19 protein-coding genes and 1 pseudogene are annotated in these 22,994 nt (G+C 62.9%); 9 read left to right on the forward strand and 11 right to left on the reverse strand.

Translation table 11 applies throughout. The annotated features are described in order from the left end of the window. Positions 1-38: 38 nt before the first annotated feature. Positions 39-824: a MetQ/NlpA family ABC transporter substrate-binding protein gene (locus F0P97_RS10855; RefSeq protein WP_182286714.1), complete on the reverse strand. Its 786-nt coding sequence runs from the start codon at positions 822-824 to the stop codon at positions 39-41. Positions 825-991: 167 nt separating this feature from the next. Between F0P97_RS10855 and F0P97_RS10860 the strand changes: the two genes are divergently transcribed. Continuing rightward, positions 992-1,231 (forward strand): DUF3820 family protein, encoded by a 240-nt coding sequence (locus F0P97_RS10860; protein ID WP_182286715.1) that lies wholly within the window; start codon positions 992-994, stop codon positions 1,229-1,231. Between the two features lie 121 nt (positions 1,232-1,352). Here the strand turns inward: F0P97_RS10860 and F0P97_RS10865 are convergent, their stop codons facing one another. Continuing rightward, the gene (locus F0P97_RS10865) at positions 1,353-3,182 is read right to left on the reverse strand and encodes a sensor domain-containing diguanylate cyclase (protein ID WP_182286716.1); all 1,830 of its coding nucleotides are present in this window, start codon (positions 3,180-3,182) and stop codon (positions 1,353-1,355) included. 394 nt (positions 3,183-3,576) lie between these two features. Between F0P97_RS10865 and F0P97_RS10870 the strand changes: the two genes are divergently transcribed. The 6 genes from F0P97_RS10870 to F0P97_RS10895 all read left to right on the forward strand — a co-directional run bounded on the left by F0P97_RS10870 (position 3,577) and on the right by F0P97_RS10895 (position 10,195). Continuing rightward, positions 3,577-4,083 (forward strand): sigma-70 family RNA polymerase sigma factor, encoded by a 507-nt coding sequence (locus tag F0P97_RS10870; RefSeq protein ID WP_182286717.1) that lies wholly within the window; start codon positions 3,577-3,579, stop codon positions 4,081-4,083. A 5-nt stretch (positions 4,084-4,088) separates the two neighbouring features. Beyond that, the gene (locus tag F0P97_RS10875) at positions 4,089-5,042 is read left to right on the forward strand and encodes a FecR domain-containing protein (protein WP_182286718.1); all 954 of its coding nucleotides are present in this window, start codon (positions 4,089-4,091) and stop codon (positions 5,040-5,042) included. A gap of 107 nt (positions 5,043-5,149) precedes the next feature. Next, positions 5,150-7,591 (forward strand): TonB-dependent siderophore receptor, encoded by a 2,442-nt coding sequence (locus F0P97_RS10880; RefSeq protein WP_182286719.1) that lies wholly within the window; start codon positions 5,150-5,152, stop codon positions 7,589-7,591. 284 nt (positions 7,592-7,875) lie between these two features. Beyond that, the gene (locus tag F0P97_RS10885; RefSeq protein WP_182286720.1) at positions 7,876-8,166 is read left to right on the forward strand and encodes a DUF3649 domain-containing protein; all 291 of its coding nucleotides are present in this window, start codon (positions 7,876-7,878) and stop codon (positions 8,164-8,166) included. A 2-nt stretch (positions 8,167-8,168) separates the two neighbouring features. Then, the gene (locus F0P97_RS10890; RefSeq protein WP_182286721.1) at positions 8,169-9,854 is read left to right on the forward strand and encodes a PepSY-associated TM helix domain-containing protein; all 1,686 of its coding nucleotides are present in this window, start codon (positions 8,169-8,171) and stop codon (positions 9,852-9,854) included. Then, complete coding sequence (locus F0P97_RS10895; protein ID WP_182286722.1) at positions 9,851-10,195, forward strand: DUF3325 domain-containing protein; 345 nt, start codon at positions 9,851-9,853, stop codon at positions 10,193-10,195. Before F0P97_RS10890 ends, F0P97_RS10895 begins: the two co-directional genes overlap by 4 nt. A 339-nt stretch (positions 10,196-10,534) precedes the next feature. On the opposite strand, the gene F0P97_RS10900 is transcribed toward F0P97_RS10895, so the two are convergent. From F0P97_RS10900 to mfd, 6 genes and pseudogenes are all read right to left on the reverse strand, one after another. Further along, the gene (locus tag F0P97_RS10900) at positions 10,535-11,056 is read right to left on the reverse strand and encodes an ABC transporter substrate-binding protein (protein WP_182286723.1); all 522 of its coding nucleotides are present in this window, start codon (positions 11,054-11,056) and stop codon (positions 10,535-10,537) included. A 359-nt stretch (positions 11,057-11,415) separates the two neighbouring features. After that, positions 11,416-11,928, reverse strand: a complete 513-nt coding sequence (locus F0P97_RS10905; protein WP_182286724.1) for an NADPH-dependent FMN reductase — start codon at positions 11,926-11,928, stop codon at positions 11,416-11,418. A gap of 143 nt (positions 11,929-12,071) precedes the next feature. After that, complete coding sequence (serB, locus tag F0P97_RS10910; protein ID WP_182286725.1) at positions 12,072-12,785, reverse strand: phosphoserine phosphatase SerB; 714 nt, start codon at positions 12,783-12,785, stop codon at positions 12,072-12,074. A 155-nt stretch (positions 12,786-12,940) separates the two neighbouring features. Beyond that, on the reverse strand, positions 12,941-13,963 hold the full coding sequence (locus F0P97_RS10915; RefSeq protein WP_182286726.1) for a Bug family tripartite tricarboxylate transporter substrate binding protein: 1,023 nt from the start codon (positions 13,961-13,963) through the stop codon (positions 12,941-12,943). Positions 13,964-14,144: 181 nt separating this feature from the next. Continuing rightward, positions 14,145-14,816, reverse strand: a pseudogene (locus F0P97_RS10920) (hypothetical protein). A 93-nt stretch (positions 14,817-14,909) separates the two neighbouring features. Beyond that, entirely contained in the window at positions 14,910-18,401 is a 3,492-nt protein-coding gene (mfd, locus tag F0P97_RS10925) for a transcription-repair coupling factor (RefSeq protein WP_182286727.1), read from the reverse strand. A gap of 246 nt (positions 18,402-18,647) precedes the next feature. Here mfd and ispD point away from each other — a divergent pair, with 246 nt between their 5' ends. Both ispD and ispF read left to right on the forward strand, forming a co-directional pair. Continuing rightward, complete coding sequence (gene ispD, locus F0P97_RS10930) at positions 18,648-19,445, forward strand: 2-C-methyl-D-erythritol 4-phosphate cytidylyltransferase (RefSeq protein WP_420093901.1); 798 nt, start codon at positions 18,648-18,650, stop codon at positions 19,443-19,445. A 149-nt stretch (positions 19,446-19,594) separates the two neighbouring features. After that, on the forward strand, positions 19,595-20,077 hold the full coding sequence (gene ispF, locus F0P97_RS10935) for a 2-C-methyl-D-erythritol 2,4-cyclodiphosphate synthase (protein WP_182286728.1): 483 nt from the start codon (positions 19,595-19,597) through the stop codon (positions 20,075-20,077). 34 nt (positions 20,078-20,111) lie between these two features. Here the strand turns inward: ispF and F0P97_RS10940 are convergent, their stop codons facing one another. The 3 genes from F0P97_RS10940 to ompR all read right to left on the reverse strand — a co-directional run bounded on the left by F0P97_RS10940 (position 20,112) and on the right by ompR (position 22,990). Next, complete coding sequence (locus tag F0P97_RS10940; RefSeq protein ID WP_182286729.1) at positions 20,112-20,507, reverse strand: GFA family protein; 396 nt, start codon at positions 20,505-20,507, stop codon at positions 20,112-20,114. 60 nt (positions 20,508-20,567) lie between these two features. Further along, positions 20,568-22,070, reverse strand: coding sequence for a sensor histidine kinase (locus tag F0P97_RS10945; protein WP_182286730.1), 1,503 nt, complete (start codon positions 22,068-22,070; stop codon positions 20,568-20,570). 188 nt (positions 22,071-22,258) lie between these two features. Then, the gene (gene ompR, locus F0P97_RS10950) at positions 22,259-22,990 is read right to left on the reverse strand and encodes a two-component system response regulator OmpR (protein WP_003055820.1); all 732 of its coding nucleotides are present in this window, start codon (positions 22,988-22,990) and stop codon (positions 22,259-22,261) included. Positions 22,991-22,994: the final 4 nt, after the last annotated feature.

The raw sequence follows: 22,994 nt of genomic DNA on the forward strand, positions 1-22,994 counted from the left end.
TAGGAAGGCTGCGCCAGCGCTTCGAAAGGCTTGGCGAATCAGAACGCAGGAACCACAGCGCCCTTGTACTTTTCCTGGATGAATTTCTTGGTGTCTGCAGAGTGCAGAGCGCTCATCAGCTTGGCAATGTCGGCACCGTTGGCGCGATCCTTGCGGGCCACCACGATATTGGTGTAGGGCGAGTCGGCACCTTCGATGAACAGGGCATCCTTGGTGGGGTTGAGCTTGGCTTCGATTGCGTAGTTGGTGTTGATCAGAGCCAGGTCGACATCAGCCAGGGCGCGGGGCAGCAAAGGCGCTTCCAGTTCCTTGAACTTCAGCTTCTTGGGGTTCTTGACGACGTCCAGAGCAGTGGGTGTCAGGCTCTTGGGGTCCTTGAGCTCGATCAGGCCATGCTTGGCCAGCAGAATCAGTGCACGGCCGCCATTGGAGGGGTCGTTGGGAATGGCCACGGTAGCGCCATTCTTCAGATCCTTGATGTTCTTGATCTTGCTGGAGTAGGCGCCGAAGGGCTCCACATGAACCTTGCCGTTGGGTACGGCCACCAGCGAGGTCTTGCGGTCCTTGTTGTAGCTGTCCAGATAGGGCTGGTGCTGGAAGAAGTTGGCATCCAGCTGCTTGTCTTCCACCGCTGCATTGGGCTGCACGTAGTCGCTGAACTCCTTGATTTCCAGATCGATACCCTGAGCCTTCAGCGCGGGCTTGATGTGATTGAGGATTTCGGCGTGAGGAACGGCCGTGGCGCCCACCTTGAGCACGTCAGCAGCCTGGACCGACAGCGCCAGAGTGGCAATAGCGATAGCAGAGAGAGCTTTCTTCAACATTGGTTCTGACCTTTTTCAGCAAGTTGCAATAAATTCCGGGCCTCATCTGGACCGCAGTGAACTAAGGTGCATAGTCTAGTGCCGTGTATCAACGTCTGCAGGACATTTTTCTTATTTGGTTATAAGAGCGTCGTTTTTTATACAAAATTTCATTCCGATTGACTGTCATGAATGCCGAAATGCTGGAGCGCCTGGTGCGCGTGCCTATGCCTTATGGCAAGTACAAGGGCCGTTTGATTGCCGATCTGCCCGGTAACTACCTCAACTGGTTTGCCCGCGAGGGCTTTCCCAAAGGAGAGATCGGTCAGTTGCTGGCTTTGATGCAGGAGCTTGATCACAACGGACTCAGTGGCTTGCTGGAGCCCATTCGCAAGGCTGCAGGGCTGCCGCCAAGAGCACAGGAATAGGCCGCAGAGAGGGCCTCTGCAGTGATGGCGCCAGGAGGCTGAATACCCTGCTTTGGCCCCGAAGGCGTTGTCAATCCTCGGTTCTGGACATGTACGGATGCAGCTGGTCACAGGGGCGGCCTCAAGCCTCGGATTCTTGCGAGAGGCCCGAATGCTGAACAATGCGTCCCTTGCCTGCATGTTTGGCTGAGTACATGGCCTCGTCCGCACTCTGCATCAGGTTGGCCGAGGAACTACCTGCGGTGCTGATGGAAATACCGATGCTGCTGCCGACTTGCACCATCACTCCACCATCCAGCGCAATGGGCTGGCGCACGGCCTCCATGCAGCGCTTCATGACAGACATGGCCTCACCGGAAGTTCGCAAGCCGGATAGCAGTACCACGAACTCATCGCCGCCCAGGCGGGCAACGCAGTCGCCGGCACGAGCCTGGGCCGTCAGGCGGGCAGCCACCACACGTAAAACCTCGTCGCCTGCGTCGTGACCCTGGGTGTCGTTGACCTGTTTGAAACCATCCAGGTCCATGAAGCACACGGCAAGCATCTGGCCGTCGGCCAGTTCCTGGTTCAGCGTTTCCTCAAGTGCTCGGCGGTTCGCCAGACCCGTCAGAGCGTCGTGGTTGGCAAGGTGGTTGGCGGCTTGTTCACCTCGCTTGAGGGCGTCGATGTCCACCAGAATCCATAGCGACTCTTCGGCATTCAGCAGTGTGCCGGATGCATCCACCCACAAAAGCTTGCCCTCGGCATTCTGCACCTGGAACTGCGCGTGAAATTTGCCCCGAGCCAGCAAGGAGGCATAGGCTTTTTCGCCGATACGCCTGTAGGAGGCTTCGTCAGGGTAAAGCATGCGCGTGGATGCGCCTTGCAGTGCAGCTGCTGGCTGCTTGAGCAGACGACGCATGGCGGGGTTGGTCCAGACGATCTTGCGCTCGCGCAGGCGAGCCATGCCGATCAGGTCATTGTTGATGACCAGCTCCTGCTCTTTGCGAATGCGGCGTTCACGCTGCTGCAGTCGGTACAGGGCGACCGAACCCAAAGCAATCAGGGCAATGCACAAGCCGGCTAGACCCCATGCACGCCAGGCGGAGGCGCGCCACATGGCCATATAGGCCTCCGTACCCAGCCCGGTAAACACCGTCAGAGGATATCCGGGCAGCCGATGGTAGGCCGTGATGCGCTCCACGCCATCGATCAGGGTCGGTGTGATGTACCAGCCTTCCTCGCTGTTGCGGCTGATGGCCTGGTGATATTCAGACGAGACAGCGGCCTTGCCGATACCCGCGTCGGCATCCTGGCTTGCAGCTGGATAGCGTGCGACCAGCAGTGCCTGATCGGTGCGCAATGCCATGGCGCTGCTGGTGCCGAACGACTGGCGCTGGAATAGCTGGTGAAAATGTTCGGCCGCGACTATGGCATAGACGATGCCCTGGAACTGGCCGCCCTCGGCCTGAAGACGTCTTGCCAGCACGATAGACCATTTTCCGAAGGAGTGGCTGATCAAAGGCTGGGACACCACCATTCGGTCCGTTTCGCGGGCTTGAGCGAAATAGGCGCGCTCTGCCACTGAAAACGGCACATCAATTTCGCTGGGAGTGATGAGTACCTCGCCAGCACTGTCTGTGATGCGCAGGGCGGTGACAAAAGGAATCAGGGCACGCTGCTCCTGAAGCATTTCGTACAAGGCAAAGTTGGCAGCGGAAAGGCCGTCAAGGCTGCGCGTGCGGTAACGACTGGCAATCGATGACAGAGCGTTGTCTACCTGTCGCACCTCGGCAGCCATCTCCAAGCTCAGGCTGCGTGCCTGGTGCCTGGTTACGGCTACTCCCAGGTCCATGTCCGCGCGGTAATTGGCATGAACGCCAAGCCACGTGGCAAAGCACAGCAAGGCCGCTACCAGCAGGTTGCCGAGCACGATGCGATGCAAAAGCTTGTGAGAGCGAAAGCTAGTCATCTTGATTCTTGAGGTTCTTGAATACCAACCTGGATAGGAAACAGCTCGGTTCCCGACATTTGCATCAATCAGCTGCCGAGTAAAGCGTCGCAGAGCTCAACAGCGCAATGGTCTTGCAATCATCCAACAGGTGCCGGGAGGTTGATGCGAGCAGGCGCCAGAGAGGGTGTGCCGCGTGCGTGAATGGTCAGTAGTGGAGTTCCAGCCATCGATGTATTCCTGGTGAGTGATTGTGCAGGGCCGGGACCTTCCACCATGCTTGTCGCGGGCACAAGGCGATGCGGTCGGCAGAAGATGGAGCCGAAGCATATGCGGAAATAGTGAAGGCATTGAGAAACCAGAAATGAGAATTGATATCATTTAAGGTCTGTTTGAGATTTACCCCCATTGCACCATGTCCGTTGTCGAAACAGCCTCCCATCGTGAAGTCGCCGCGCTCTACACAGATCATCACGGTTGGTTGCAAGGCTGGTTGCGCCGAAAGGTGGGCAATGCCTTTGATGCAGCAGATCTGACGCAAGACACTTTTGTCCGAATCCTGGGCGTGCGTGAGCCGCCGCGCATAGAGTCGCCGCGCGCTTATCTGACCACAGTGGCCAAAGGGGTACTGGTCAACTGGTGTCGGCGGCAGGCGCTGGAGCGTGCCTATCTGGAGGCTCTGGCCCTGTTGCCCGAACCTGAAGCGCCGTCGCCTGAGCACCGGGCCCTGGTGCTGGAGGCCCTGCATGAGATAGATGCCATGCTTGATGCCTTGCCGCCGCTGGTACGACGCACTTTTTTGCTTTCACAGCTGGAGGATATGAAGTACGACGATATCGCCTTGCAGCTGGGCGTGTCGCTGACCAGCGTCAAGCGTTACATGGCCCAGGCTTTCAGGCAGTGTCTGGCGTTGATGGAATGACTGCAATGGATGCACGTTTGCTGGACGAAGCTGCGGACTGGCTGGTCCGTCTGAACGATGAAGGCCTGACGGCTGCCGAACGCATCGCCTTCGAGCGCTGGCGCCAGGCCAGTCCCGCCCATGAAGGCGCCTGGATGCGGGCCGAGCGGCTGATGGACAAGCTGGGCGGGTTGCCGCCGGCGCTGGCCATGCCGGCGCTGGGCCGATCGCAGCGGCGCAGCCGACGGGCCGCTGTGGCCAGGCTGGCGGTTTTGCTGGCCGCCGTGCCTGGTGGCTGGATGAGCTGGCGTGTGGCACAGCAGCAGGGGTGGGCAGCTGATCTGCGTACTGTCACGGGCGAGCAGCGCCGCGTGACATTGGCCGATGGCAGTCGTTTGCTGCTGGATACAGGAACGGCCGTCGATATCCGGTTTGATGCTCATCAGCGCCTGATACATCTGCACCGGGGCTCGATCCTGCTGGAAACTGCTGCCGATCCCAGTGGCGTGGATCGGCCGTTGCTGGTGGCGACGGCCGTAGGGCGCCTGAGGGCGCTGGGCACACGCTTTTCGGTGCAGCAAAACAGCGAGGGCAAATTCGTGGATCTGGCCGTAACCGAGGGTGCGGTCGAAGTCACATTACTCGGAGCCTCCCGGCCCGCGCTGGTGGTGCCCGCGGGCAGCTGGGCGAGGTTGACTGCGCTGGGCACAGGGGAGCTGCAGACGGTACGACCGCAGCAACTGGCCTGGGCGCACGGCATGCTGGTGGCGGACGCCATGCCCATGGCAGAAGTCTGCACTCAGTTGTCGCGTTACCGGCCCGGCCTGCTGCACTGTACCCCGGAGGCTGTGTCCATCAAGGTGTCGGGCGCGTATCCCTTGGCCGATACCGACCGGGCCTTGGCCATGCTGGCCGAAACCTATGCCGTGACGGTGCATCGGCGTTGGCAGGGTTACTGGGTCACGGTGGCGGCCAGCTGAGTTCACAAGCAAGGCACCTTAAAAAATGCACGAAGGTGAGACTTTCTTGAAAGTTGTTTGGCAAGCAAGGTGAACCACTGATTTTTGCTTCCAAAGGACTGTCTTTCATGCCTGCTTCCATGGCCTCCCGTTCCTTATCGAATCCTGTATTCAGCCCCGTTGCGCGCGCCGCGCAGCTTGCCTTGCTGGGCTGGGCGCTGGCGGCGACCACCGTGCAGGCTGCCGAGCCGCCCGCAGCCGGGCAGGCTCAGGCTTACCGGATAGAGGCAGGGCCGCTGGGCCGGGTGTTGTCCGAGGTGGCAGCTACGGCCGGCATGGCGCTGTCGTTCGATCCTGCGCTCACACAAGGTCGGCAAAGCCCGGTGCTTTCCGGCAGCTATACGCCGCGCGAGGCACTGCAGCGCCTGCTGGCTGGCAGTGGGCTGGAGCTGGTGTCGCGTCCCGGCGGCAGCTACACCCTGCAAAGGCAGACCGTGGCGCCCGTCTCGAGTGAGGAGGGCAGCGTCCTGTCCGAAGTGCGCGTCACGGCTCAGGCCGAGCGCAGCGGCACCACGGAAGGCACGGGCAGTTACACCCAGACCGGTCCCAGCCGCACGGCCACGGGTCTGGGCTTGACACTGCGCGAGACGCCCCAGTCGGTAAGCGTGATGACACGCCAGCGGATGGATGACTTCAAGCTGGAGACGCTGGCCGATGTGCTGGAGCAGACGCCCGGCATAGGCGTCTATCGACAGAACAACGCGACGGACTTTCAGGCCCGCGGCTCGGAGGTGAATCTCCAGGTCGACGGCATGTCCCAGCTCAGCAATGGCTGGTACTTTGTCACCAGCACCATGTATGCGCTGGACGATATGGCGGAAATGGACCGCGTCGAGGTTCTCAAAGGCTCGTCGGGACTGGTTGTCGGCAAGGGCGGCTATGGCGCCACAGTCAACCTGATCCGCAAGCGTCCCACACGCGAGTTCCAGGCCAGCGTGCGCGCCAATGCCGGCAGCTGGGATACCTATCGAGCGCAGGCCGATATAGGCGGCTCGCTCAACGAGGCGGGGACGCTGCGTGGTCGTGTGGTGGCCTCCATGACGGATGCGGGCAGCTTTCGCGACAACGAAAAGAGCAACAGCAAGATGCTGTTCGGCACGCTGGAGGCCGACCTCACCCCCGATACCCTGCTGAACCTGGGCATCACGCTGCGCCAGCGCGAGGCACGCGGCTTCGGCACGACCCGACCCATACAGCGCTACACCGCAGCGGGTGCCGAAGTGGGGCTGATGCCGCGTTCGTTCAACAACGGTGCACCCTGGTCGGGCTATGAACAGGAAAGCACCGAGCTGTTCGGCAGCGTGGAGCAGCGTCTGGCCCATGACTGGACGGCAAGTCTGAAGTTCTTCCATCAGAGCGTGAAGATGGACGACATGATGCTGGGCTACCTCTGGAACAGCACAACCGCTGCCTATCTGCCATGGCAGGACGTGGAAAACCGCAACTGGTCGGTCAATCTCGATGTCAAAGGTCCTTTCACCCTGCTGGGCCGCACACACGAGTTGCTGGCCGGCGTGGGCATGTCGCGCTACCACAGCGGCCTGCTCTACGGCAGCTCGAAGAATGTCCCGCTGGCCAATCTGGGCCTGAGCTATGCCCAGGGCGGCGGTGCGCTGGCCCAGCCCGACTTCGGCAACTGGAACTACGACCGGCATGTCTTCAATCAGCGCCAGCGCTATGCCTATGCTGCAGGGCGCTTCCGTCTCGCAGATCCGCTGCAGCTGATTGCGGGCATGCGCGTGACGCAGTACCGTCAGCATGATGTGACGCCAACCTGGTGGAATTACGATATGCGCGAAACCGTCACCACGCCCTATGCGGGCCTGGTCTATGAAGTGCATCCCCAGGTCTCGCTGTACGGCAGCTACGCGACCATCTTCAAGCCGCAAAGCGCCCAGGACGAGCAGGGGCGTACCCTAGATCCCGAGCAAGGCAAGACCTATGAGGTCGGGGCCAAGGGCGAGTTCTTCGACAAGCGGCTCAACGCCAGCATCGCTCACTTCTGGATGAAGACCGATAACTCGGCCGAGGAGACAGGCGGTTTCACCCCTGGCGGCGACATGGCCTACCGTGCCGTCAGCGGTGCCACGCGGCGCGGCTGGGAGCTGGAACTGTCGGGTGAGCTGGCGCGCGGCTGGCAGGTACAGGGCAGCCTGGTGCAGCAAAACAGCTCGCTGACCAGCTCCAGCCAGTATCCCAAATACCAGCTCAAGCTCGGCAGCACCTACCGCTTCGAGGGTGGATCACTGCGCGGCCTGACGCTGGGCGCGGCCACTCGCTGGCAAAGCAAGACCTCGACCAGCGACAGCCGCAACACTCTGGCGCAGCAGTCCTATGCAGTGCTGGATCTGATGGCCCGCTACCAAGTCGACAAGCATCTGTCGCTGAGCCTGAATGTGAACAATCTGCTGGACAAGAAATACTTTGCCGGCGTCAGCAGCCTGGGTGGCCTGTACTACACCTGGGGTGCGCCGCGCAGCGTGAACGTGGGCATGCGCTACGACTTCTGAGTGCAGACAGTGCTCCAGCCCTGGGGGCCCCCGGTGCAGTCGGCCTGAGAGCAGCGGCGCTCCAGGCTGGCGATCTCTGCTGCCGCTGCCATGGTTCAGCCAAGGCTCCGTGCGGGCTGGCGGTGTCAAGCCTGCGCCGCCGCAGGCCCTGCCGCTGGAACCGGCCTGTGCCACGGGGCGGGGCGGATGACCCTTTTTGCTTTTTCGTTTGTCATACATAGAGACAGGCCCTGCGGCCTGCTTCGCCCCGGGTTGTCCGGGGCATCCATCTCTCTCCTTATGTCATGACCCCCTTCTTTCCAAGCTTCACGGGCAGCAGCGTCCTATCCCGACTGCTGGCCGCCGTCCTGGGCGGCTACCTGCTGGCCAGTGCCCTGGCCGTATTCCTTGCCACAGTCTTGCCTGCATCGCGTGCCGAGGCCGTGCTCACTGGCATGCTGTGGAGTTTTGCGCTGCACGTGCTGGCCGTGATCTGGGCCTTCTCGCCGGTGTCGCCCGGCCGCGTCTGGCTGGGCCTGCTGCTGCCGGCTGTCGTCATGGCAGCGGCATCGGCGTGGCTGGCAGGGGGAGGCTGAGCATGGACGAGCAGAAAAAAACATCTGGCGCTGGGCAGGGCGGCTTTCGCCAGGCCCAGGCCTGGTTGCATACTTGGTGCGGTCTTTGGTTTTCCTGGCTGCTGTTCGCGGTGTTCCTGACGGGCACGCTGGCAGTCTTTGCGGAGCCTATTTCGCACTGGATGACGCCCGAGCACCATGCCAAGGAGGCCGAACATGCGCAGGCGGCAGTCGCCGGCAAGCAAGGGGGCGACCTCGCGCAGCGGCTGGCATGGGGCTTGGCCTATATGGAAAAACACCATCCGGGGGCCGAGATGTGGGAGCTGTGGCCCTCGGATGCCCAGGGAGCCGGCGACCTGCGTGTGTACTGGTTCGATGAAAAGCACCAGTACGCCTCGGCCCAGCTGGATTCCGCTACCGGCCAGCCGCTGGGCAAGGACCCAGCTCATGGCGTTGTGCGCGCCACCCAGGGCGGCCACCATTTCGTGGATTTTCACTATCGGCTGCATGCGGGGCAGGCGGGACTCTGGGTGGTCGGCTTTGCCGGCGTGGCCATGCTGGTGGCGCTGCTCAGCGGCATCATCACGCACCGGCGTATCTTCAAGGACTTCTTCACCTTTCGTGCTCACAAAGGTCAGCGCAGCTGGCTGGATGCCCACAATGCGGTGGCCGTGCTGACGCTGCCGTTCCAGATCATGATTGCCTACACGGGGATTGCCATCTCCGGTTCGACCTTGATGCCGGCCGGCATTGCGGCCTACTTCGGTACGGGTAGCCAGGGGCTGCGCTCCTATGTGGTGGCACTCAACGAGTCGGACAGGCCTGAGCGTTCGGGCCGGGCCATGGCTGTTCCGGATCTGGAGCCGTTTGCCCGGCTCGGCCAGGAGCTGATGGGCCAGCCTGTACGGGCCGTGGTCGTGGACAACCCCGGTGACGCGGCGGCACGCATCGGTGTCTATGGCTGGAACAGCGACGAGGAAATGCAGCAGCGTCTGAGCCCCACGACCGGCATGGTGATGTTCTCGGCGGCAACCGCAGAAGTGCTGAAGCTGCGCCAGCCTGGCGATGTGGACGGTGCTGGCGCCTCCATGACCAAGACGGTGATGGGCAGTTTGCATCAGGTGGAGTTCGGTGGACAGCCGCTCAAGTGGCTGTATTTCCTGTGCGGGCTGGCAGGCAGCACCATGATGGCAACCGGGGCCATTCTGTTCGTGGTCAAGCGTCGTGGCAGGCATCTGGGCAGGCAGGCTGGCGAGTTCGGCAGCGCCACGGCGCGCGTGTACCGGCTCGTCGAAGGACTCAATGTGGCGGCCATCGCCGGTCTGAGTCTGGGCTGCATCGGCTATCTGTGGGCCAACCGCCTGGTTCCCGTCGGGCTGTCCCACAGAGCGAATTGGGAGCTGGCGGTGTTCTTCGGGCTCTGGAGTCTGGCGCTGCTGCATGCTCTGGTGCGTGCGCCCGCAGCGGCATGGCGGGAGCAGCTGGGCCTGCTGGCCGCTTTGTGCCTGCTGCTGCCGCTGCTGAACTGGATTACGGTCGGTGACAGCCTGCCGGCCCAGGTTTCTCGCGGTGACTGGGAGAGCGCGGGTGTGGAGCTGGGCGCCATGGCTATGGGATTGCTTGCAGCCTGGGCCTGGCGCTATCTGCGGCGCCGCAGCGTCCGTTCGGAAAGCCCGGTTTCAAAGGGCAAGATAGAGGTGGGAGCATGAATGTCTTGCAAGCATCGTGGCTGGCGTTTGCGCTGAGCTTTGCGGGCATGGCGGCGCTAGCGTTTGCCATGGAGCGCCATCATGAACAGCTCACGGGAGACATGGAGATTTCTCGGGCTCGATCGCGGCTGTTGCGCTGTGCGGGAGTATTGCTGCTGGCGGTTGCCGTCATGCCCTGTCTGCGCGCCTGGGGCTTCTCCGTGGGATTCGTGGCCTGGCTGGGCTGGCTGTCGATAGGAGCGCTGCTCGCCGTTGCCCTGATCAGCGCCGCCGCCCGTGGGGCCGCTGCCGCTGGTTGCATTCTTTCAGTGGTGGCTCTGGCTTGGGTCTTTAGCGTGTGACGGGATCTGGCGGAGCATCATCGCCAGTTGCGGTCGGCACAGACCGTGGTACAGGTGTCTGCCGGGGCGCTTTACGCTGGACGTGTGCATGTCGTTCTGACTTCTCGCGCAGCCAGGAATGGTCGCAGATGAGGGCCATCTGAATGTCGAGCGGATGAGTTGGCCGGCGGCTTTCGATTTTGCAGTCTGGCGCAAGGCAAGTCATGGAGTAGGGTCTGGCATTGCGCAACGCCTCAGATGCACAAAAGGGATGCGATTCGCACCCCTTCCTTCTTAAATGAGGCCGGGAGATCTGAATTCCTGGCCGGCCTGTATTGATGCCCGGTTGCGGGCTGATGATTACTTGGCGGCTGCGCGTGCTGCTTCCGCCTTGGCCTTGGCCTCGTCCAGCTTCTTTTGCAGAGCGGCGGCTTCCGCTTCGGCCTTCTTGGCCTCTTCTTCCTTGGCCTTCTTGGCTTCTGCTTCCTTGTCGCCGCCACCCATGGCGCCTGCAATGGCATTGCCAGCCATGGTGCCGGCCACGGCACCAACGGCGGCGCCCGCCATGGTGCCCATCATGCCGGATCCACGAGCTGCAGGAGCCGCTGCTGCAGCGGGAGCGGCCGCAGGAGCTGCCGCTGCGGCGGGGGCTGCGGGTGTGGCAGGTGTAGCAGCCTTGGGTGCGGCGGCGGCAGGAGTCACGGGTGCGGGCTGTGCGGGCGCCTTGCTGCCGATGCTGGCAGGGCGGACAGACTTGCTGCTGCCCATGCGCTTGGCCTGAGCCAGGGAGGGCACGGTCAGCGATGCGATGGCGATGGCAATCACGGAGGCAGCAGCACGGTACGAAGTCTTCACGAAATGGTTTCCAGTCATGGTTGTCATAGATGGCTGCCTGCTTCTCAAGGATGCAGGCAGCCAGCATGCCTTGCGACGCCTGTCGCATCAGGTTTGCTTGCTATGGTATTTAAAGTCAATGGGTGGATTTTCAAGGTGCTGAACTGAAACTGTCCGTAAAAGGACAGGGCTCGGACCCTGGCGGCCGGATGTTGTGTGATGTATGAGGCCGCACGCTATTGTAGGAACAGTCTGCATGCGCAAAAGTTCCAGCAGTCTTCAATGCAGGGAAATAGTCATGAAGTGCCCCGCAGCGGCTGAAGCGTAAGCGGGGCATGCTATCGAATCAGAGAGAAATTGCTTTAGCGCATCTGGTGCAGCTGCACCCAGTCCAGAAAGCGTGTCATTTACTTGACGAGGAAGTCATGGCTGCCCTGGCCGATCCTGCCGTCGGCGTCGAGCAGCGTGTCGGACCAGCGCACAAAGCCCTCGGGCTGGGGCAGGGTGGGCATGTCCAGCGACACCAGCACATTGCGCAGGTGCTGCTGGGCCATGGCCGTGGCAGCCGCGCCGGGCGAGCTGCCGATCACGGCGGCCGGCAGTCCTGCCCAGACGGATTGGCCATAGGGACGGCTCAGGCCATCGAGCACGTTCTTGAGCGATGCGGGGATGGAGCGGTTGTATTCGGGCGTCACGAACAGAACGCCGTTGCAGCCGCGAATCAGGGGTTTGAGCTCGTCGAAGGGCTTGAAATCGGGGGTGTTGTCGAAGTCGCGGTTGTAGACCGGCAGGCGGCTGATATCGATGAATTCGAAATCGGCCTTGTCCTGCATGAGTGCGGCCAGGCCCTGGCCGAGCTGGCGGTTGATGGACTGCTTGCTGAGACTGCCCACGATGACGGCGATTCTGAGTTGGCCCATGCTCTGACCTTTCGACTGGGTTGAGGGAGATGCATGGCACTGTAGCAAAGCTGCCGGGGATTGCTGCGCCGCAGTGGGCGCAAAAAAGCCGCGGCCCCAAGATGACGGGACAGCGGCTTATGGGCGCGTGTGCTTGTTGCTGCCTATCGGAGCACTTCCAGCAGGCGATCCAGGCCGCCCTCGTTGATGGCAACCTTGGCCTCGTTGCGCACGCGCGGCTTGGCGTGGAAGGCCACGGACAGGCCGGCCGCCTGCATCATGGGAATGTCGTTGCTGCCATCGCCCACGGCAATGCACTGGCTGGCATCGATGCCGATCAGCGAGGCCACTTCAAGCAAGGTACGTCGCTTTTCAGCGCCGTCGCAGATATCGCCCCAGGCCTGCTCGATCAGGCCACCGGTCAGTGCACCGTCCTTGATCTCCAGCACATTGGCGCGCACAAAGTCGATTTCCAGCAGGCCGCGCACATGCTCGGCAAAGTAGGTAAAGCCGCCGGAGACCAGCAGCACCTTCAGGCCGGCGGCCTTGGCGGCCTTGATCAGGGTTTCAGCGCCCGGCGAGAGTTTCAGGCGTTCGGCCAGAACGCGGGCCATGTCGGCTTCGGTCACTCCGACCAGCTTTCCTACGCGCTGGCGCAGGCTGTCCTTGAAGTCGGTGATTTCGCCGCGCATGGTGGCTTCGGTAATCGCCGCCACTTCGGCTTTCTTGCCCGTGGCGTCGGCGATCTCGTCGATGCATTCGATGGTGATCAGCGTCGAGTCCATATCAAAGGCGATGAGCTTGTAGTCCGCCAGCTTCTGGGGGGCGGTAAAGCCGCGGATCATCAGGCCGGGAGCGAATTCGGTGGCGTCGGTCATTGCGAGTCGTGCGAATGAGGAGGTAGCAGAAAGGGGAATGGCGGAGATCGGGTCTGCGCCATTCCTCAAGATGGCCGCCATTATCCGCTGTTGTGGCGGGCTTCGGCTTGCCATTCACCCAGGAGTCTGCCCCCTGGTGCTGCACGAGACGGCATCTACTGCGGCTGAATGCCTGCGGCCTTGACCAGTTCGGCATGCAGCCTGATGTCCTGGGCCACGGTCTGCCTGAGCTGCTCTGGCGTCGATGGCGCGACTTCCATGCCGTTTTCACCCAGTTTGGTCTTGATATCGCTGTCCAGTGCAACGCGCACGGCGCGGTTGAGCTTGTCGATCACGGGCTGAGGCGTCTTGGCCGGGGCGAACAGACCGACCCAGGCCGAGAGGTTGAGATCGGTAAAACCGCCTTCCGCCATGGTGGGAGTGTTGGGCAGCATGGCCGCGCGCCTGGGCGCCATCAGCGCAAGGGCATGCAGCTTGCCGGCCTGGATATGGGGCAGGGCTTCGGGCAGCACGGCAAACAACATGTCCACATTGCCCGCCAGCGTATCGTTGACGGCTGGCGCACCGCCTTTGTAGGGCACGTGCAGCATCTTGGCCTGGGTGCGCGTCTCGAACATCAACGCTGCCAGGTGCTGGGGGCTGCCGTCGCCGGATGAGGCAAAGGTCAGCTTGCCCGGGGCGGCCTTGGCTGCCGCCACCACGGCAGCCACACTGGGGAACTTCTGCCTGTCCTTGACCACCAGCACCATGGGTTGGTTTACCAGCTTGCTGATGGGCGCGAAGTCGGCCTCGGGGTCATAGGGCAGGGATTTGAAAATGCTCCTGTTGGTGGTCAGGAATGAGGCTGGCGAGACCATCAGCGTATAGCCGTCCGGTGCAGAGCGTGCCACGGCCGGCGTGCCGATCTGGCCCGAGGCACCGGCGCGGTTGTCCACCACAAAAGGCTGCTTGAGTTCGCTGGCCAGCTTTTGACTCACGACTCGGGCAATCATGTCGGCGCTGCCTCCTGCCGGCAGGGCGACGATGACCTTGACCGCGCGCTCGGGATAGGCGTCCTGTGCCTGGGCCGTGGCGGCAAAGCCCGCCACCAGCGCGCAGGCCAGCGCGGGGCGGGCCATGGCATGAACGGCATGGTGAATTCTGCTGTGAGCGGTATTGCGAACGGGTTGGAGCAGCATGCGATCCCTCTCTTTCTCAAGACATGCACCGGTTTGGTGATTGCCGCGGTGCGATAGCCCGATGATGAGCAAGCCTTGTGCCAACTGCCTTGGCGTCTTGCCGGATGGGAAAGATGCGGTTTGCGCAGTGGCCGGGAAAGTGGCAGAGCTGAAGTGGCAGAGCTGATGCGCCTCGACGGCCTCAGCTTTCAGGATTGCCAGGCGGCTGCAGATATATGGCATCGGACCAGGTGGCCACCCAGTGCGGGCGAAACACCACGAATACTGCGGTCAGCATGCCGGTGGTCACGCCGTCGCTCCAGGCCATGAGCCAGCGGGCCATGCGGGAGAGCTCGTCGTTGACATTGGGCAGCACATGCCCCGCCCATTGGCCGAGCAGGGATGCGATGAACACGCACACAACCGTGCCCAGGAAGCCGCGCAAGAAAATAAAGACAAAGATGTTGTGCCAGCACCAGCGGCGCACTGCAGCTCCCCAGAGCATGGCCAGCGTGGCCGGCACCAGCCCCTGCCAGACCGCCAGGCCCAGAGCGTCCTGCAGTCCGAGTGCGGGAGCCAATGCAAAGGCAATAGCGCTTGTCGCAATCAGTACGGGCACCGCAAGCGGCCAGCCGATCAGAAGCAGCACCAGCGGCGCACCAGACCAGTGCAGCTGCAAGGGCATTTTGTGCAGCGCAGGCAGTGCCCAGATCCAGGGCAGCAGCACCAGAATGGCCAGCAGCGGTGTGATCAGCGGCGACAGCACCGGGTCATGCATGCCGCCGGGACCGGCCCGGCTGCCCAGCATGCGTCAGGGGCGGCAGAGCAGGGCCAGCAGCAGGGCCAGCAGGGTAATGGCGGCTTCAAGAAACATGGCGGCTCGGAAAATCAGGTTCCATCGCCATCTTGCACTGTCTGCATCGGCCGGGGCTCAATAGCCCTGCTGGCTTTGTCAGCAGCCCCGTTATCAGGCATGAACGGCAGCTTCGTTCTTGAGCGGCTGGCCCAGGCTGCGCAGTACATCGCGCACCATCTGGGCACGGTCCTTGGGGTTCTCCAGCTCTTTTTCGATGCGCAGCTTCTCATTGCCCGCCAGCTTGATGTGCTTGTTCTTCTGGATCAGGTGAATGATGTTCATGGGATCGATGGGCGGCTGAGGCTTGAAGCTGATGTTGATCACGCCGGGGGCAGCATCGACCTTGACCACGCCATAGGGCTGGCTCAGCACGCGCAGGCGGTGCACGTCGATCAGGGTCTGCGCCTGGGGCGGCAACTTGCCGAAGCGGTCCACGATTTCCTCGAGCAGGGTATCGATCTGATCGGCGGTCTTGGCCGTGGCCAGCTTCTTGTAGAACGACAGGCGCAGATGCACATCGCCGCAGTAGTCGTTGGGCAGCAGGGCCGGAGCGTGAAGATTGATATCGGTGGAGGCCGACAGCGGCGAGAGCAGATCGGGTTCCTTGCCTGCCTTGAGGCTGCGCACGGCTTCGGACAGCATCTCGTTATAGAGCTGAAAGCCCACTTCCATCATATTGCCGCTCTGGTTCTCGCTCAGCACCTCGCCGGCGCCACGGATTTCCAGGTCATGCATGGCCAGATAGAAGCCCGAGCCCAACTCCTCCATCTGCTGGATGGCCTCCAGCCGCTGCTGGGCCTGCTTGGTCAGGCTGTCCAGGTCCGGCACCATCAGATAGGCATAGGCCTGATGGTGGCTGCGTCCAACGCGGCCGCGCAACTGGTGCAGCTGTGCCAGGCCGAACTTGTCGGCGCGGCTGATGAGAATGGTGTTGGCCGATGGCACGTCGATACCGGTTTCGATGATGGTCGAGCACAGCAATATGTTGTAGCGCTGGGCCACGAAGTCGCGCATCACACGTTCCAGCTCGCGCTCGGGCATCTGGCCGTGGGCCACGGCGATGCGGGCCTCGGGCAGGATTTCTTCCAGCTTTTGCTTGCGGTTCTCTATGGTCTCGACCTCGTTGTGCAGGAAGTAGATCTGTCCTCCGCGCTTGAGCTCGCGCAGCACAGCTTCGCGAATCACGCCCGTGCCTTCGTTGCGCACAAAGGTCTTGATGGCCAGACGCCGCTGCGGCGCCGTGGCAATCACCGACAGATCGCGCAGCCCCTCCAGCGCCATACCCATGGTGCGCGGAATCGGGGTGGCCGTCAGTGTCAGCACATCGACCTCGGCACGCATGGCCTTCATGGCCTCCTTGTGGCGCACGCCAAAGCGGTGTTCCTCGTCGATGATGAGCAGGCCCAGGTTCTTGAACTGTGTGGATTCGGACAGCAGCTTGTGCGTGCCGACCACGATATCGACCGTACCGTCCGAGATGCCCTTGATGGCGGCCGTGATTTCCTTGCCCGAGCGAAAGCGCGACACCTCGGCCACCTTGATCGGCCATTTGGAGAAGCGGTCCACCAGGGTCTGGTAATGCTGCTCGGCCAGCAGCGTGGTGGGGGCCAGGAAGGCGACCTGCTTGCCGCCCATGGCTGCCACAAAGGCCGCGCGCAGCGCGACCTCGGTCTTGCCGAAGCCCACATCGCCACAGACCAGGCGGTCCATGGGCTGGGGGCTGATCATGTCCTGCACCACGGCGTGGATGGCAGCGCGCTGGTCGGCCGTTTCCTCGAAGCCGAAGTCGGCCACAAACTGCTCGTAGTCGGCCGTGGGGAAGCGGAAGGCATGGCCCTGGCGCGCGGCGCGGCGGGCGTAGATATTGAGCAGCTCGGCCGCCGAGTCGCGCACCTGCTCGGCGGCCTTGCGCTTGGCTTTTTCCCATTGCGTGCCGCCCAGCTTGTGCAATGGCGCATCGTCGGGCGAAACGCCGGTGTAGCGGCTGATCAGATGCAACTGGCTGACGGGGACATAGAGCACGGCGTCGGCCGCATATTCCAGATGCAGAAACTCCTGCAGTGCGGGCGTGCCGTCAGGGTTCTTCTGGCCCATGTCCATGTTGATCAGCCCGCGATAGCGGCCTATGCCATGGTCGGAGTGAACAATGGGGTCGCCTACCTTGAGCTCGGACAAGTCCTTGATCAAGGCCTCCACGTCGCTGACCTGCTCCTGGCGTCGACGACGCCGGCCCGTGGGGCTGCTGGCAAACAGCTCGGTTTCGGTAACGAAGTCCAGGCCTTCCTCGACCCAGGCAAAGCCCGTCATCAGGCTGGAGGTGGCAATGCCGACCTTTTCCGTGGCATCGGCCTGGAACTCGGCCAGAGAATCGAACACGGGCGGGTTGACGCCCGAGGCGCGGAAAAAGTCCAGCAGGCTCTCTCGCCTGCCATCGGATTCGGCCAGAAGCAAGACCCTGCTTGCACCAGCTGCTATATGTTTTTGCAGCTTGGCCAGCGGGTCATCGGCTCCGCGCAGCACGGAAAGGTCTTCGAGCTTCTGGAAGATGGCGCTGTCGGCCACATCTTCGGTGCCCGGGCGCAAGGCCAGCTGGGCATGCTCCTTGCTGCGGGTATAGAACTGGTCGGCGCTGAGAAACAGGGTCTCGGGCGGCAGCGCCGGGTGGTCGGGGTCGCCTTGCACCAGACGGTAGCGGTCCTTGGTGTCCTGCCAGAAGCGCTGGAAGGCCGGCTCCAGATCGCCATGCAACACCACGGTGGCCTCGTTGCCCAGATAGTCGAAGACGGTGGCCGTCTCGTCAAAGAACAGCGGCAGGTAGTACTCGATGCCGGCCGTGGCAATACCGGCACCCATGTCCTTGTAGATGCGGCTGCGCGTGGGGTCGCCCTCGAGCAGCTCGCGCCAGCGGCTGCGGAACTTGGCGCGCGCCTCATCGTCCATCGGGAACTCGCGGCCTGGCAGCAGGCGCACCTCGGGCACAGGGTAGAGGCTGCGCTGTGTGTCGGGGTCGAAGGTGCGGATGGAGTCGATCTCGTCGTCGAACAGGTCCACGCGATAGGGCTGGAGCGAGCCCATGGGGAACAGGTCGATCAGGCCGCCGCGCACCGCGTATTCGCCATGACTGACCACCTGGGACACATGCTGGTAGCCCGCCAGCGTGAGCTGGGCCTTGAGCTTGGCCTCGTCCAGCTTCTGGCCTTGCTTGAATTCAAAGGTATAGCCGGCCAGAAACGAGGGCGGGGCCAGGCGATAGAGGGCTGTGGTGGCGGGCACGATGACCACATCGGCGCCATGCTGCTTGTCGCGCTGGTTGATGCGCCACAGCGTGGCAAGGCGTTCGCTGATCAGATCCTGGTGCGGTGAGAAGCTGTCGTAGGGCAGGGTTTCCCAGTCGGGGAACAATGCGCAGCGCAGCTCGGGGGCGAAGAAGGCCATCTCTTCCATGAGCCGGTGGGCGTCGGCTGCATCGGCCGTGACGATGGCCGTGACCCGGCCGTCCTGCTTTTCGCGCTCGCCCAGCCTGGCCAGCAGCAGCGCGTCGGCGCTGCCGACAGGGCGGGGCAGGTGAAAGCGTTTACCGGGAGTGAGCTTGGGCAGTTGCATGGTTTTTCACAGACGAACGCAGGCAGCGGCGCACAGAAGCGGGCTGGATGCAAAAAAACGGGGACAGATTGAATGCGGGCGAGTCCGGCCATCAAAGGCTGGGCTCACAGCCCAATCAGCGCGGAGCTGATGGTTGGCGGCGCATTCACTCAAAATGGGGACACCTCAAGGCGATGCAAGCCGAAAGCAGGTCTTCGATGGGTCTCAGGGGCTTTCGGACGAAATGGTGATTTTAAAATACTGTGCATGACAGATCGGTTTTTCTCGCCTGAGTCCATGACGGACGACAAGGCAAACGCTGCAGCGGCGTCGTCGCCGGCATCTGCGCCCCGCTGCTGGGGGCTGATTCCCTGCGCGGGCGTCGGTCTGCGCGCCATTGCCGCTGATTCCCCGGCCCCCGAGCTGCCCAAGCAATACCAGAGTGTTGCGGGGCAGCCCATGGTCATGCACACGCTGGCCGCGATGTTGGCGGTGGAGCGCATGCACAAGGTGCTGCTGGTGGTCTCTGCTGCCGATGGCTTCTGGCAGGAGCGCGACACGGACGCCCGGCTCAGCATTGCTGCCTGTGGAGGAGCCACCCGTGCCGAGACAGTGGGCAACGGCCTGCAGGAGTTGCTGCGCATGGGAGCCAGCGGCGAGGACTGGGTGCTGGTGCATGACGCGGCGCGCTGTCTGGTCGCATCGGCGCAGGTCAATGCCTTGATCGATGCCTGCCTGCCGGATGCGGTGGGGGGGCTGCTGGCGCTGAAGCTGCCCGATACGCTCAAGCAGCAGGCCGCCGGCGCGGGCCCGGCGCGTGTGGCGCAGACGGTGGAGCGCAGCGACAAATGGCTGGCTCAGACGCCGCAGATGTTCCGCATCGCAGCCTTGCTGGCTGCGCTGCAGGCGGCGGGAGCCACCGTGACCGATGAAGCCAGCGCCATGGAACTGGCCGGCCACTCCCCCAGACTGGTGCCGGGCGGTGCGCAGAACTTCAAGGTGACCTACCCCGACGACTTTTCGCTGGCCGAGGCCGTGCTGCTGCAGCGCAAGGCGCGTGGCTAGACGGATCGCCACGGACTGGGCATATGCACACAAGAATGCACGACTGGCATTGCTATCGGCAGAATGCCGTGCCTGACCCGGTTCGGTGCAGGTGGTATTTAATTGATAGCTGCTTGCGCTTCTTGGGCAAGGGTTTGACAAGGATTTATATGAATTTTCGTATTGGTGAAGGCTGGGATGTCCATGCCCTGGTTCCAGGGCGCAAGCTGATTCTCGGCGGTGTCGAAGTGCCTCACAGCCTGGGCTTGCTCGGTCATTCGGATGCCGACGTGCTGCTGCATGCAATCACCGATGCCTTGTTCGGTGCTTCGGCGCTGGGCGATATCGGTCGCCATTTCTCGGACACCGACGCGCAGTTCAAGGGGGCGGACTCCGCCGTGCTGCTGGCCGAGGCTGCCAGGCGCGTGCGCGCCAAGGGCTTCGAGATCGGCAATATCGACAGCACCATCGTGGCCCAGGCGCCCAAGCTGGCACCCCATATCGAGAAGATGCGCGAGCGCATTGCCCAGGTGCTGGAGCTGGATGTGGAGCAGGTCAACGTCAAGGCCAAGACGGCCGAGAAGCTCGGGCCTGTGGGTCAGCAGCAGGCCATGGAGGCCCGTGCAGTGGCCTTGCTGGTGCGGGCTGCCTGACCCCGCTTGACGCAATGGCCGCGGCGAAAGCCGGTCATGAATCGCCGTAGAGGGCTAGCACTTCGGCTCCGGTCAGGGTCGGGGTGTCATTGGCCAGCGCGTAATAGTCGGGCTTCTCGTCGATATAGATCTGCTGTGCCAGTGTCAGTCCCTGGGCGTCCTGAAACAGCCCGGCAGACAGAAAATGCTCGTTGCTTGCCAGCAGGCGGTAGAAGAGGTGGGTGCCGCAGTTGCTGCAGAAGGCACGCTCGGCCCAGGGCGAGGAGGCATAGCGCGTGACGGGGCCGCTGGTCTGCACCGCCGTGCCGCCATGCAGGGTGAAGGCAGGGCCTTCTCCCCAGCGCCGGCACATGCTGCAGTGGCAGACATGAACTTCGTGGGTGCCGGGTGCGGTGACGAGAACGGCTTTGCACAGGCATCGGGCTTGCATGGTGAATTCTGCGGCAGATGGTTGAAAGGCGATGCCGATTGTGCAATCAGGTGGGCAGATTCAGTCTTGCCCTATCTCATCGTCTTTCTTGTCGCGCGGCAGATTGCGCTTGACCTGGGGGCGCTGCAGGCGCTGCTCGGGTGCCGCACCGGCTGTCACGCCCATGGCACGCTGCAGCTGCAGATGGGCGACCAGGCCGCCCGTCGATGAATTGGACAGTGCAAACATGCCGCCCATGCGCTGAACCGTCTTGTCCACGATGGATAGACCCAGGCCTGCGCCTGCAGCTGCCGTGCGCGCCGTGTCGCCGCGGAAGAAGGGCTGGGTCAGATTGGCCAGTTGCTCGGCCGGCACGCCCTTGCCATGGTCGCGGATGCGGATGACCACCCATTTTTCGCTTTCCTTGGCAACCACATCCACCTCGGTCGTGTCGGTGGATGGGGTCTTGCCATAGCGGCGTGCATTCTCGAAGAGGTTGGAGATCACGCGGGCCAGCTCCACCTCATCGGCCATGACGTAGAGGTCTTCGGGTACGTTCATGGTGATTTGCAGCTCACGGTGGTCCTGCACGGCATAGACGCAGGAGGCAACCACGGCGTGTAGATCCACGGGGCTGAGCATGACGCGATGATCGGGGCGGGCGTAATCCAGGAATTTGTCGATGGTGGCGTCCAGCTGCACGATGTCGGCCACCATATGCTCGCGCGCCACATCGTCATAGACGCTCATCTCGGTTTCCAGGCGCAGCCGCGCCAGCGGCGTACGCAGGTCGTGGGAGATGCCGGCCAGCATCACGGCACGGTCCTGCTCCAGCTTGGCCAGCTTCTGCGCCATGCGGTTGAAGCCGATGTTGACCTCGCGGATTTCGCTGGTCACGGCTTCCTCGTCAAGCTGGCTGGCGTCGAAGTCGCCCTCGCGCACGCGGTTGGCCGCGTAAGACAGCTGTTTGAGCGGCCGGTTGATCAGGCGGGCGATGGCCGCCGCGCCGATGAGCGAGAGCAGGGCGGCCGTGATCAGCCAGATCAGCCAGGTCTGGCCGCTGGCAGGAGTGAAGCGCGACTGGTCCATCAGCATCCAGTTGCGGTCGCCGTTGATGGTGAAGCCCACCCACAGGCCAGGCTCCCCGTTGACGCTGCGCGCCACCACGGTGCCGTAGCCCAGGCGAGTGGTCAGCTCTTCGGTCAGCTTCTGGCCCAGGGCGTTCTGCTCCAGCAGCTCGAATGAGTCGCCGGGCTCGCGGGGCAGAATGCGCACGCCTTCCTGGTCTGCCATGGTCTTGATCAGGGAGACGCGGTTGATCGCATCCGAATGCTCGAGGGCTGCGCGGCTCAGGTTGACCAACGAGGCCACTTGCTTGGCAGTCTGCAGCGTGCGCGGCTCGAAATCCAGTGCCCGCAGTGTCTGCAGCCAGGCCAGAATGCTGCCCACCAGCAGCAGGGCCAGCAGGCAGAAGGTGCGCCAGAACAGGTTCAGCCCCACAGGTGAGCGAGCGGTGCTGCGCCGCTCGTACTCCAGAGGTACGGGGCTGGTGGCGTCGGGCGGCGGATGGTGAAAGGCGCTCATGAACAGCAATGCGGAAATAACTGGACCCGAGGGTACGCCCAATATGGGCGACTCGGGTTACGGTTTGTCCAAAAAGTGTCTATCTACTGGTGGTTGTTGAAAGAGCTTGACTTATGGGTCTTATGGGCCTGCACCCAAGCGCAACAAGCCGCGCAGCGGGCGGCTTGTTGCAATGGAGGCAGGCAGAATCAGTTCATGCCATCGGGTACGAACACATAGCCCACGCCCCAGACGGTCTGGATATAGCGCGGTGCGGCAGCGTCCTCCTCGATCAGCTTGCGCAGGCGGGAGACCTGCACGTCCAGGCTGCGGTCGAAGGGCTCGAACTCGCGGCCGCGGGCCAGCAGGGCCAGCTTTTCACGTGACAGAGGCTGGCGCGGGTGGCGCACAAGGGCCTTGAGCATGGCGAATTCGCCGGTGGTGAGTGGCAACTCTTCGCCATTCTTTTGCAGCACGCGGGTGCCCAGGTCGAAGGTGAACGGGCCGAAGGTCACCACCTCGTTGTCGCCCGAAGGAGCTCCCGGCGCTTCCTGAGGAGGGCGGCGGCGCAGCACGGCATGGATGCGGGCCAGCAGTTCGCGGGGGTTGAAGGGCTTGCCCAGATAGTCGTCGGCACCCACTTCCAGGCCCACGATGCGGTCCACATCCTCGCCCTTGGCGGTCAGCATGATGATGGGGGTGCGGTCATTGGCCGAGCGCAGGCGGCGGCAGATGGACAGGCCATCCTCGCCGGGCATCATCAGGTCCAGCACGATCAGGTCGACAGTCTCGCGCAGCAGGATGCGGTTGAGAGCCTTGCCGTCCTCGGCAATCATGATCTCGAAGCCTTCCTGCGTCAGATAGCGGCGCAGCAGGTCGCGGATGCGTGCATCGTCATCCACCACGAGGATCTTGTCAGTACGGTTGTTCGTCGTTGCCATGATC

Source organism: Comamonas testosteroni, assembly GCF_014076415.1.
GTDB classification, from domain to species: domain Bacteria; phylum Pseudomonadota; class Gammaproteobacteria; order Burkholderiales; family Burkholderiaceae_C; genus Comamonas; species Comamonas testosteroni_F.